The sequence below is a fragment of the Flavobacterium hankyongi genome (assembly GCF_036840915.1).
Lineage (GTDB): Bacteria > Bacteroidota > Bacteroidia > Flavobacteriales > Flavobacteriaceae > Flavobacterium > Flavobacterium hankyongi.
Genome location: NZ_CP085725.1, coordinates 1,358,781 through 1,371,400 on the forward strand (window position 1 = coordinate 1,358,781; position 12,620 = coordinate 1,371,400).

At 32.0% G+C, this 12,620-nt stretch carries 12 protein-coding genes; all 12 read left to right on the plus strand.

Annotation, left to right across the window (positions count from 1 at the left end; translation table 11 throughout):
- Positions 1 to 89: 89 nt before the first annotated feature.
- The gene (gene trmD / locus LJY17_RS06265; protein WP_264542986.1) at positions 90 to 767 is read left to right on the plus strand and encodes a tRNA (guanosine(37)-N1)-methyltransferase TrmD; all 678 of its coding nucleotides are present in this window, start codon (positions 90 to 92) and stop codon (positions 765 to 767) included.
- A gap of 187 nt (positions 768 to 954) precedes the next feature.
- A complete protein-coding gene (gene rplS / locus LJY17_RS06270) occupies positions 955 to 1,305 on the plus strand; it encodes a 50S ribosomal protein L19 (protein ID WP_264542987.1) in 351 nt (116 codons plus the stop codon).
- Between the two features lie 229 nt (positions 1,306 to 1,534).
- Positions 1,535 to 3,757 (plus strand): NADP-dependent isocitrate dehydrogenase, encoded by a 2,223-nt coding sequence (locus LJY17_RS06275; protein ID WP_264542988.1) that lies wholly within the window; start codon positions 1,535 to 1,537, stop codon positions 3,755 to 3,757.
- Positions 3,758 to 3,876: 119 nt separating this feature from the next.
- Entirely contained in the window at positions 3,877 to 6,261 is a 2,385-nt protein-coding gene (locus tag LJY17_RS06280; protein ID WP_264542989.1) for a TonB-dependent receptor, read from the plus strand.
- Positions 6,262 to 6,264: 3 nt separating this feature from the next.
- Positions 6,265 to 7,095: a DUF4249 domain-containing protein gene (locus LJY17_RS06285; RefSeq protein WP_264542990.1), complete on the plus strand. Its 831-nt coding sequence runs from the start codon at positions 6,265 to 6,267 to the stop codon at positions 7,093 to 7,095.
- A gap of 52 nt (positions 7,096 to 7,147) precedes the next feature.
- On the plus strand, positions 7,148 to 7,810 hold the full coding sequence (locus tag LJY17_RS06290) for a thiamine diphosphokinase (RefSeq protein ID WP_264542991.1): 663 nt from the start codon (positions 7,148 to 7,150) through the stop codon (positions 7,808 to 7,810).
- A 2-nt stretch (positions 7,811 to 7,812) separates the two neighbouring features.
- Complete coding sequence (locus LJY17_RS06295) at positions 7,813 to 8,238, plus strand: thioredoxin family protein (protein ID WP_264542992.1); 426 nt, start codon at positions 7,813 to 7,815, stop codon at positions 8,236 to 8,238.
- 26 nt (positions 8,239 to 8,264) lie between these two features.
- Positions 8,265 to 9,158, plus strand: coding sequence for an FAD:protein FMN transferase (locus LJY17_RS06300; RefSeq protein WP_264542993.1), 894 nt, complete (start codon positions 8,265 to 8,267; stop codon positions 9,156 to 9,158).
- 4 nt (positions 9,159 to 9,162) lie between these two features.
- Positions 9,163 to 9,366, plus strand: coding sequence for a DUF4266 domain-containing protein (locus LJY17_RS06305; protein WP_264542994.1), 204 nt, complete (start codon positions 9,163 to 9,165; stop codon positions 9,364 to 9,366).
- 12 nt (positions 9,367 to 9,378) lie between these two features.
- The gene (locus LJY17_RS06310; protein WP_264542995.1) at positions 9,379 to 10,584 is read left to right on the plus strand and encodes a DUF3570 domain-containing protein; all 1,206 of its coding nucleotides are present in this window, start codon (positions 9,379 to 9,381) and stop codon (positions 10,582 to 10,584) included.
- A 45-nt stretch (positions 10,585 to 10,629) separates the two neighbouring features.
- A complete protein-coding gene (gene rlmF / locus LJY17_RS06315) occupies positions 10,630 to 11,622 on the plus strand; it encodes a 23S rRNA (adenine(1618)-N(6))-methyltransferase RlmF (protein WP_264542996.1) in 993 nt (330 codons plus the stop codon).
- A 36-nt stretch (positions 11,623 to 11,658) separates the two neighbouring features.
- Positions 11,659 to 12,597: an alpha/beta fold hydrolase gene (locus LJY17_RS06320; RefSeq protein WP_264542997.1), complete on the plus strand. Its 939-nt coding sequence runs from the start codon at positions 11,659 to 11,661 to the stop codon at positions 12,595 to 12,597.
- Positions 12,598 to 12,620 lie beyond the last annotated feature (23 nt).

The following is a 12,620-nucleotide window of genomic DNA, read 5'->3' on the forward strand; positions in this document are numbered from 1 at the left end:
TTTTATTTTTTCCAAATTTAGTTTTTTATATTACCCAAACAATTTTATACAATTAAACTTTTAAACTATTTTTGCTTAAATTTTAAGTCATGCGCATCGACATTATTACTGTTTTACCCGAACTAATGCGTAGCCCTTTTGAAGGTTCTATTATGAAAAGAGCCATCGAAAAAGGATTAGTAGAAGTTCATTTTCACAACTTAAGAGACTATGCTTATGACAAACGTCGTAGCATAGATGATTATCAGTTTGGAGGTGGAGCAGGCATGGTAATGATGATTCAGCCTATTGATGAATGTATTACAAAATTAAAGTCGGAAAGAAATTACGACGAAATTATATACATGACCCCTGACGGCGAAACGCTAAATCAACCCATGGCTAATAAAATGTCAATGTATAAAAACATTATCATTTTGTGCGGTCACTATAAAGGTGTTGATCAACGTGTTCGTGATTTACACATCACTAAAGAAATTTCGATTGGAGATTATGTACTTTCGGGTGGAGAAATTGGCGCTATTGTTTTTTGTGATGCGTTAATTCGTTTAATCCCTGGAGTTTTAAGTGATGAGACTTCGGCTTTAACAGATAGTTTCCAAGACAATCTATTATCTCCGCCTATATATACTCGTCCTGCTGAATACAAAGGAATGAAAGTTCCTGATGTCTTATTAAGTGGTCATTTTGCCAACATTGAAAAATGGCGAGAAGAAAAAGCTTACGAACATACAAAAACAAGAAGACCTGATTTATTGAATGAATAAAACATTATTCTAAATTTCAATCCGTAACATATAACTGTCTGAAATCGAAATAATTAAAAAAATAAAATAATTCATCATTTATAATTAAAAATTCAAAATAATTATTTAATTTTGCATCCACATTTGATCAACCTCTGGCGAAAACCGTGAATGTTGTTCAGAATTAATTATTTAAAATTTAGTCAAAATGGCAAATTTATTAGATTTCGTTAATAACGAATTATCTGCAAGAAAAGACTTCCCTACTTTCGGAGCTGGTGACACTATCACTGTATACTACGAAATTAAAGAGGGTGAAAAAACAAGAACTCAGTTCTTCAAAGGAGTTGTAATCCAAAGAAGAGGTACTGGTGCTACTGAAACTTTTACAATCCGTAAAATGTCAGGTGCTGTAGGTGTAGAACGTATCTTCCCTGTAAACATGCCAGCATTACAAAAAATTGAATTAAACCAAAGAGGTAAAGTACGTAGAGCTCGTATCTTCTACTTTAGAGATCTTACTGGTAAAAAAGCAAAAATCAAAGAAAGAAGAAGATAATTCACTTTCTAAAATGCATAAAAAAAGCCTCGATAACCTCGAGGCTTTTTTATTTGGCAAAAAAATCAATTTAAAATTATCAATTCCACATTCCTTCTTTATCAAAAAAATCAATTCTACAAATCGCTGTTTTATGATTGCTTTTTAATCATTTTCAGACTGATTTTCTTATATTTGCTACGCTCAAAAAAAGCTTTTACATCATTTATTCATACGAAAAAATACTACGATGACACAAAAATCAAAAATTCATTACACACTAACCGATGAAGCGCCAATGTTGGCAACACATTCGTTTTTACCAATAGTACAAGCATTTACTGCTCCGGCAAACATAGATATAGAATTAAGAGACATTTCATTAGCAGGTAGAATTTTATCACAATTCCCTGAATATTTAAATGACAACCAAAAAGTTGCAGATAATTTAGCCGAATTAGGACAATTAGCTACAACTCCAGAAGCAAACATTATTAAATTACCTAATATTTCGGCTTCAATTGTACAGTTAAAAGAAGCAATTGCCGAATTACAATCTCATGGTTTCGCTGTTCCAAACTTTCCAGAAGAGCCACAAAATGACGATGAAAAAAATATTAAAGCCAAATATTCAAGAGTATTAGGTTCAGCAGTAAATCCTGTTTTACGTGAAGGTAACTCGGATCGCCGTGCCCCTAAAGCTGTTAAAAAATATGCTAAACAAAACCCTCATAAAATGGGAGTTTGGGCACAAGACAGCAAAACTTCTGTAGCCCACATGAACTCAGGTGATTTCTACGGAACAGAAAATTCAACTACTGTTGAAAAAGAAGGTAAATTCAGAATTGTATTTGCAGGTAACGATGGTTCAACAAAAGTTTTAAAAGACTTTTCAAACTTAAAAGCAGGTGAAGTTATTGATTCATCTGTGATGAATTTAGCAGCTTTAAAATCATTTGTAAAAGAAGCTATTGCTCAAGCTAAAGAAAAAAATGTATTGCTTTCGGCTCACTTGAAAGCTACGATGATGAAAGTTTCTGACCCAATTATTTTTGGTGCTATCGTAGAAACTTTCTTTTCTGATGTTTTCACTAAATATGCCGATTTGTTCAAATCATTAGATATTAATCCTAACAATGGTTTACAAGATTTATACGAAAAACTAGCTGGAAATGCTCAAGAAGCTGAAGTTAAAGCGGCAATCGAAACTGCTTTAACAAACGGTCCTCGTGTGGCTATGGTGAATTCAGATAAAGGAATTACAAATTTCCATGTTTCTTCAGACATCATTGTTGATGCTTCTATGGCGGCATTAGCACGTAACGGAGGTAAAATGTGGAATACAGAAGGAAAAGAAGAAGATACAGTTTGTATTATTCCAGACCGCACTTATGCAGGCTTCTATCAAGCTGTTGTTGATGATATGATTGCAAATGGTGCATTAGATCCTAAAACTATGGGAACTGTTCCTAACGTAGGTTTGATGGCTCAAAAAGCAGAAGAATATGGTTCACACGATAAAACGTTCCAACTTGATGCAGCTGGTACTGTAAAAGTTGAAGACGAAAATGGAACTGTTTTATTATCACAAGTTGTTGAAGCAGGAGACATTTTCAGAATGTGTCAAACAAAAGACGCTCCTATTCAAGACTGGGTAAAACTAGCTGTAAACAGAGCTCGCTTATCAGACACTCCTGCTATTTTCTGGTTAGACAAAGGTCGTGCTCACGATAGTCAAATGATCAAAAAAGTAGAGAAATATTTAAAAGATTTCGATACTACTGGTCTTGACATTCGTATTATGGATGTGAAAGATGCGATGGCAGAAACTTTAAAAAGAATCCGTGAAGGAAAAGATACTATTTCTGTTTCTGGAAACGTATTACGTGACTATTTAACAGACCTATTCCCTATTTTAGAATTAGGAACGTCAGCAAAAATGTTATCTATTGTTCCATTAATGAACGGTGGCGGTTTGTTCGAAACTGGCGCTGGAGGTTCTGCCCCTAAACACGTTGAACAATTTGTTGAAGAAGGTTATTTACGTTGGGATTCATTAGGTGAATTCTTAGCATTACAAGCTTCTTTAGAACATTTGGCACAAACACAAAACAATACAAAAGCACAAATCTTAGCAGATACGTTGGATGAAGCTAATGCTAAATTCTTAGCAAACGATAAGTCACCTGCTCGTAAAGTAGGACAAATCGATAATAGAGGTTCTCACTTTTATTTAGCGTTATACTGGGCACAAGCTTTAGCAAACCAAACAAAAGATACTGAATTACAAGCTAAATTTGCTCCTATTGCTGAAGAAATGAGTGCTAATGAAGCTAAAATAGATGCTGAATTAATTAGTGCTCAAGGAAAGCCTCAAAACATTGGTGGTTATTATCAGCCTTCTGAAAGCGCAACTACAAATGCAATGAGACCTAGTGGTACTTTTAATTCAATTTTATCTAAATTAAATTAATTTTTCATAAATAAGTACATTAAGGCAGCCATTGGCTGCCTTTTTTATTAACCCTATTTTAACAAATGTTTTTGTAAGAATTCCTGATATTTGTATTTCAATCTTCACAAAATAAAAAAATGCCTTCATTACAAAAAATAAGTTTCTTATTTATTCTTTTCTTAGGAATATTTGATGGTTTTTCTCAAGAAAAATTCACGCTTAGCGGAGTTATTTCTGATGCGAAAAATAACGAAACACTTATTGGTGTGTCTATTTACGTTAAAGAAGCAAACGCATCAACCTCAACTAACGAATACGGGTTTTATTCAATTACATTACCAAAAGGGGATTACAATGTTTTAATTGATTATTCTGGATTTATTTCTATCGATGAAAAAATTATTTTAAATGCAAACACAAAAAAGAATTTTTCTCTAAAAGAAGAAAATAGAAATGTAAAACAGTTGGATGAAATCACCGTTGTACAAAAAAACATAGCAAATATTAGAAAACCAGAAATGAGTGTTAATAAACTCTCAATTCAAACTATTAAGAAAATGCCTGTAGTTTTAGGTGAAGTTGATGTCATTAAATCACTTCTTTTTCTGCCAGGCGTTACAAATGCAGGTGAAGGACAATCCGGATTTAATGTTCGTGGTGGTGGTGCCGATCAAAATTTAGTTTTACTTGATGAAGCAACTATTTACAACACATCCCATGTTTTTGGACTATTTTCAGTATTTAACCCTGATGCTATTAAAGATTTAAAGCTTTACAAAGGCGGAATTCCTTCACGTTTTGGCGGAAGAGCATCATCTGTATTAGATATTTATCAAAAAGATGGAAACAGTAATAACTTCAATCTTAACGGAGGGATTGGACTTGTTTCGAGTAGAATTTTGGCCGAAGGGCCTATCGTTAAAGAGAAAGGTTCTTTTTTAATTGGAGGAAGAGCTTCCTATGCTCATTTATTCTTAAAACTTTCAAATAATGAAAATTCGGCTTATTTCTATGATTTAAACACCAAAATGAATTATAAGTTAAACAAAAACAACAACATATATCTTTCTGGTTATTTTGGTCGAGATGTTTTTACTTTAAGCGATAGTTTTACAAATACTTATGGAAATTCAACTTTTAACTTACGTTGGAATCATCTTTTCTCAGACAAATTATTCTCGAATCTTTCTGTGATTTATAGTAATTATTATTACGGATTGGTTTTAGATTTTGTAGATTTTAATTGGAAATCAGGTATAGATAGTTACAATTTCAAATACGATTTCAAACACTATATTTCAGACAAATTAAAATTAAGCTACGGAATAAATTCGATTTATTATAAATTCAACCCAGGTACAATTGAACCATTAAGTGAGAACTCAAGTATAAACTATAAACAATTAGATAAAAAATATGCTTTTGAACCAGCTATTTATATTGATGCAGAACAAAAATTATCTAAAATATTTTCAGTTAATTATGGTATGCGATACAGTCAATTTTATCGTTTAGGAGAATCAACAATTAACTATTATGAAAATAATCAACCAGTAGTTTATGATGCTGACTTAAAAGTGTATGATAAAGCAAAACCCATTTCAACACAATACTTTGGTAAAAACAAAAAAATATCCGATTACAGTAATTTTGAACCAAGAATTTCACTAGCGATGGAGATTGATGAGAACCAATCTGTAAAAGTTAGTTACAATAGAATGGTTCAATATCTTCAGTTAATTTCAAATACAGCTTCTCCTACTCCTCTTGATGTTTGGACACCAAGTGATAATTATATAAAACCTCAACTGGCAGATCAAGTAGCAGTTGGTTTTTTCAAAAATTTCAGCAACGATAACTATACTTTAGAATTAGAAAGTTTTTACAAAACAGTAAAAAATCGTTTAGATTACATTGATGGTGCCGATTTGATTGCCAATGAAGCAATTGAACAGGTAATTTTGAATGGAGAAATGAGATCAAATGGTTTAGAGATGTTATTAAGAAAGAACACAGGAGATTTTACTGGATGGGTGGCCTATACCCTATCTCAATCTGAGCAAAAAACACCCGGAAGAACACCTAATGAAGTTGGAATAAATAACGGACAATGGTATCGATCTGCTTACGACAAAAGACATAATCTTGCAATAACAGCGAGCTATAAACTAAACAAACGCTGGAGTTTTGGTGCAAATTTCACACTTCAATCCGGACAACCAGTTACATTCCCTACTGGAAAATATACTTTCCAGGGAGTAACTGTACCTAGTTACGGTTTACGCAACGAAAATCGATTACCAACATACCATCACCTTGATGTTTCAGCAACTCTAATTACAAAACAAAAAAGAGAGAAAAAATTTAAAAGTGAATGGGTATTCAGCATTTACAATCTATATAACAGAAATAATGCTGCTTCAATTAGTTTTAGTAAAAACAATGAAACAGGAGTCAACGAAGCAACTAGATTATCGATATTTGGTATAATTCCTTCAGTTTCTTATAATTTTAAATACTAACAAATGAAAAAAATAATCCCATACATACTACTCTCTCTATTCACATTTACTTTTTTTAGTTGTGAAAAAGTTATCGATGTCGATTTAAATGATGAACAACCAAAGTTAGTTGTTGATGCCGTGATAAAATGGCAAAAAGGAACAACTGGAGAGAGTCAAACAATTAAACTAACCAAAACAAGTAATTTTTACAACAACGAAGTTCCTCCTGCCTCAGGCGCCACTGTAACTATTACAAATAGTATCAATACAGTTTTCAATTTCATTGAAGATGGTAATACTGGTAATTATATCTGTAATAATTTTGTTCCAGCAATTAACGAGTCATATACTTTACATATAACTTTTGAAGGACAAACATATACTGCGACTGATAAACTTTATGCCACACCTCCTATTCTATACACTCAACAAACAAACGTCCCTCCCATTGGTGGTGGTGAAGAAATTGTTCAAGTAAAATTTTTCTTTCAGGACAACGGATTAGAAGATAATTTTTATTTAGTAGGTGTTCAAAATCCTAATTACGTAACTCCAGATTACGGAGTAATAAATGATGAATTTTTTCAAGGTAATGTTATGTTTGGTTTCTACGCAAATGACAATCTTAAACCTGGGCAAAATCTAAAACTGTATTTACAAGGAGTTTCAAATCCTTATTACAATTACATGAACAAACTAATTACAATTAGTGGAACAAACAATGGGAATCCGTTCGCAACGCCTCCAGCCACTTTGAGAGGAAACATTATTAATCAGTCTAATCCAGATGATTATCCATTGGGCTATTTTAGTTTAGGTGAAACAGACACAAGAGATTATATTATTCAGTAAAATAACTGCAAATAACTTATAACTTTGTGCTTTTCACTTTGAGTTTATAAAAATGTCATCACATCACATTGTTCGCGACGATCAAGAACCTGCTTTAATCATAGCAAATGGAGCCGAATGCTCTTCTGAATTACTAGGCCAACTATTAGAGTGGTCTCCGTATGTAATAGTACTTGATTCAGCTATAGAAAGAGTTTTTGATTTAGGAATTAAAGTCGATGTATTGTTAGGTGATTTTGACCGAGGTTTTAACCCAGAATATTATACGGAAAGACAATATCCATTAGAAATTGTTTATGCTCCTGATCAGGAAAAAACAGATTTAGAAAAAGCTTTCGAATTCCTTATCGAAAAAGGACACAAAGCCGTAAATGTAGTTTGGGCAACAGGAAAAAGAGCAGATCACACTATAACTAATATTACAAATATCATACGCTTTAAAGACGAATTAAAAATTGTCATTATTGATGATCATTCTAAAATTTTCCTTCTGCCAAAAAAATTTGAAAAATGGTATACAAAAGACAGTATCATTTCTCTTATTCCAATTGGAGATGTTACTGGAATACATTCTAAAAATTTGTTTTATCCACTTGAAAATGATAACTTAACATTGGGTTTCAGAACAGGCAGTAGTAATCATGTTGCAGAAGATGGTATGGTTATTGTTGTCTACGAAACAGGCAACTTATTATTAATAGAATCCTTTGATTAAACATGAAAAATCTATTTAAAATTTTAATTCTACTTATTGGTTTATCTGTAAATGCACAAGAAAAACTAACTTTTGACCAATCACTTTCAAAAGCTCAAACAGAACATAAAAACGTAATGCTTTTCTTTTCTGGTTCAGACTGGTGCGCACCATGTGTAAAATTTAAAAAACAATTTGTTTTAACAGATACTTTTAAATCTTTTGCTGATAGCAATTTAGTTGTTTATAATGCTGATTTTCCACGTCAGAAAAAAAACCAATTACCCAAAGAAGTTGCGGAAGAAAATGGAAAATTAGCAGAGAAATACAACTCCAAAGGTTATTTCCCAATGATTTTACTTTTAAATGAAAAAGGAGATGTGCTAAAAAAATGGGAACAACTTCCAACAGAAACTTTAGAACAATTTATTGAAAAGCTAAAATCATAATGCTTTTAAAAAAGGTTGAGAAATTAATGGGAAATCGCTTCGAGATTTCCGTCATCGGTGCTGATGAAAATTGGTGTTCTGATAAAATTAATTTAGCAATACAAGAAATAAAGCGTATCGAAAAACTTTTAACCACTTTTTCAAACGAAAGTATTACTTATCAGATAAATGAGAATGCTGGAATAAAACCTGTTGTTGTTCCAGAAGAAGTTTTTAATCTAATTCAAAGATGTCAAATGATTTCTCAAATGACTCAAGGAGCGTTTGATATAAGTTATGGAGGATTGGACAAAAAATTTTGGAATTTTGACACCAAAATGACTTCTTTACCAGATCCTGAACTAGCAAAAAAATCAGTTGCATTAATCAATTATAAAAATATTCTACTTGATACCGAAAAGAAAACTATTTTCCTTAAAAACAAAGGAATGCGTATAGGTTTTGGTGGAATTGGAAAAGGCTATGCAGCCGAAATGGCAAAGAAAAAACTCATTGAAAATGGAGTTGAAAGCGGTATTGTAAATGCTTCTGGAGATTTATGTGCATGGGGAAATCAAGAAAACGGAAAAAATTGGACAATTGGCGTTGCCGACCCTAACCACCGTAACGAAATTTTTTCTACATTTAATATCTCTAATACAGCTGTTGCAACTTCTGGAAATTATGAAAAATTTGTAATGATTGGAAATAAAAAATATTCCCACACTATAGACCCAAAAACAGGTTTTCCTGTTAGAGGAATAAAAAGCGTGACAATAATTGCTCAAAATGCCGAAATTGCTGATGCATTAGCTACTCCGGTGACAGTAATGGGTATCGAAGTAGGAATGGATTTTATAAATCAATTAAAACACATTGGCTGTATTATTATTGATGATAATGACAGAAAATATTTTTCTAAAAATATAAACCTAACTTAGAACTATGAAACCTATTGTTTGCCTACTATTTTTACTTGGAGTAAGTTGTACTTCGGTAAAAGAATACGAAAAATCAAAAATCAACGATGCAGAAATGGCTCTGACAGCAAAAAAAACAGAAAAGTTTGAGAACACTTTTGAGTTGTATCGTGAGGCAAGTTCGGGAGCAAACGGAGGTAAAACAGGTGGTGGCTGCGGCTGTAACTAATTTTTTAAAAAAATGAAAAAGAGAATCATTACAGCATCATTATTAGCTTTTATTTTTGGAAACCAATCAAAAGCTCAAGATACAGTTCAAGATAGTTCAGCTTATAAAAAACAAAAATTAAAAATCGAAGAAGTTAACTTCATTTCTAGTTATTATTCTCAAGATGGAAACAATTCGGCTGTAACTGGAGGAATCGGAACAGAAAAATTAACCGATATCGCTACCACGATTGACGTTCATCTTTCTAAATATGACAAAAACAATCACAAACACAGTTTAGTGGCTGAAATTGGCGTTGACTCATACTCTTCAGCTTCATCTGATAAAATTGATCCAAGCACAGTAACTTCTGCTTCTTACCAAGATATAAGAATCTACCCATCGTTTAACTATACATTTGAAAACGAAGACAAGAATTATAGTCTGAATGCGGGCCTTTCGGGTTCTGTAGAGTTTGATTACACATCAATTGGTGCAAATGCAGGTTTTACAAAACTTTCAAAAGATAAAAACAGAGAATTCTCGGTCAAAGGGATGGCCTTTTTTGATACTTGGAAAGTAATTCTTCCTATTGAGCTAAGGAGTAATCCATCAGACAATGAAGCCAATCATTTAGATAGTAAACCAAGAACTTCATATAATTTAGGTTTTGCCTTATCGCAAGTAATAAACAGAGAATTTCAAATAGCATTCTTAACCGATTTAGGCTACCAACAAGGGCTTTTGGCTACCAAATTCAACCGTGTATATTTAGAAACTGGAGAGGTAAAATCTGAAAAATTACCTGATACGAGACTAAAAATTCCATTTGGTGTTCGTGCTAATTATTTCTTAGGAGACAATGTTGTTTTAAGAAGTTACTACCGTTATTATTGGGACGATTGGGGAATCAACTCGCATACAATCAGCTTAGAACCAAGTTATAAATTTTCGGCATTTAGTTCTATAAGTATTCCGTATCGTTTTTATACACAAAGTGCTGCCGATTATTTCAAACCTTTCCAAAAACATACCGTTTTAGACGATTTATATACTAGCGATTATGATTTATCTAAGTTTAACAGTCACATGATTGGGGCAAGTTATAGAGTATTAGATTCAGGAAATGGAATTTTTCACGTAAAAAGAATAAACACTCTCGAATTGAGGTATGGATATTACACCAGAGATAATGGATTAAATTCTCACATTGTTACTCTTTTGTTGAAATTCAAGTAAAGATATCTTATACCTTTGTATCAAAGAATCTTTGCTCGCTAATAAATGAAATCAAAAGTAATTACAGAAAAAAAGAATTTACATTCAAGAAATCCACACCGTTTTGGGTATGATTTTGAGCAATTAATTTTGGCTAATTTGGAGTTAAAAGATTTTCTTAAACCAAATAAATTCAATCCTGATTCAAAAGAAAAAACAATTGATTTTAGTGATCCTAAAGCAGTAAAAGCGCTCAATAGAGCGCTTTTGGTTACTCATTATGGTATAAAGTTTTGGGATATTCCCAAAGATTATCTTTGTCCTCCAATTCCTGGAAGAGCCGATTACATCCATTATATCGCTGATTTATTAGCCGAAACCAACAATCAAAATATTCCCGAAGGATCAACTGTACAAGGTTTGGATATTGGAATTGGAGCCAATTGTATTTATCCTATCATTGGAAATTCAGCTTACGGATGGAGTTTTGTTGGAACTGACATTAATGAAGATTCATTACAAAACTGTAAAAAAATAATCCAAAACAATCCTGAATTGATAGATGCTATAAGCTTACAGAAACAAGTAGAATCTCGATTCATTTTCAAAAACGTCATCGAACCTGAGGATCGTTTTGCTTTTACTATTTGTAATCCCCCTTTTCATGGTTCGGCAGAAGAAGCAGTAAAAGCATCTTCAAGAAAAGTTAGCAACCTGCAAAACAAAAAAACTACAAATCCAGTATTAAATTTTGGTGGTCAAAACGCTGAATTATGGTGTAAAGGCGGAGAAATTGCCTTCATTACCCAAATGATTTACGAAAGCGTGAAATACCCAGAAAATGTTTTATGGTTTACTACTTTGGTATCCAAAAAAGAAAATCTGAACGCTATTTACAAATTACTTAAAAAAGTTGGTGCTATTGATGTCAAAACTATTGATATGGCACAAGGACAAAAAAACAGTCGAATAGTTGCATGGACTTTTTTAACTGAAAATCAACAAAAAAGCTGGAAATTTAATACATTTTTCAAAAATAGTATTAAAAGACTCTTTTGATGTTTCGTAATTTTGAGTTGAATTCAACTTTAAGTTATGGAAAAGTTATTCTTAAAAATACTGATTTGTATTTTAGTAATTAGCTGTGCTACCACTAAAGAAAAAGACTATGTTTTTAAAGGACCGCATCATAAAAAAGTCTTTATTCAATCTTATGACAAATCATTAAAACTTTGGGATGTTCCCTTTCAGGAAGAAGATATTCAAACAAGTTTTGGAAAAGCACATATAATTATTTCTGGACAAAAAGATGGTTCTCCATTGATATTACTACATGGAATGGATGCCACATCAACTATGTGGTTTCCAAACATTAAAGCATTATCGAAAAACCATCGAATTTACGCCATAGACTTTTTGAATGAAGTTGGAAAATCACAATCAATAGAAAAATCGCTTTCAAAAGAAGAAATTGTAAAATGGTACAACGAAATCTTCGACCATTATAAACTAAAAAAAGTAGATGTCATAGGCGCCTCCAAAGGTGGTTGGATAGGAGCTTTATTAGCAACTCAGGAAAATCATAAAATAAATAAACTTGTACTTCTCAGTCCATCTGAAACCTTCAAAGGAATAGACAAAGCTGGAAAAGCTTCATCCGCTTTGTTTTTAAAACTTTTTCCAACCAGAAAAAAATTAAACAAAACTTTAGAATCGTTTTCTTTTTATCCCAACAATATAAATTTAGACTATAAAAATCAGCTTTATTTAGCCAATAAACATGCTAAGTCTAGTTCTAGTTTTCTGCAATTATTACCTTTTTCTGATGAAGATTTAAAAAAAATAAAAATTCCTGTCTTGGTACTTATTGGCGATCACGATGTAATCAATTCAGAAGAAAGCATCAAAAATGCCGAAAAACTTTTACCAAATTGTAAAACAAAAACAATTAAAAATGCAGGACATTTTTTAAGTATTGATCAATCTGAAATTGTAAATAAAGTAATTTTAGATTTTCTTAAACAAAAAAGGTAATTTCTATTTCAGATTACTTTGTA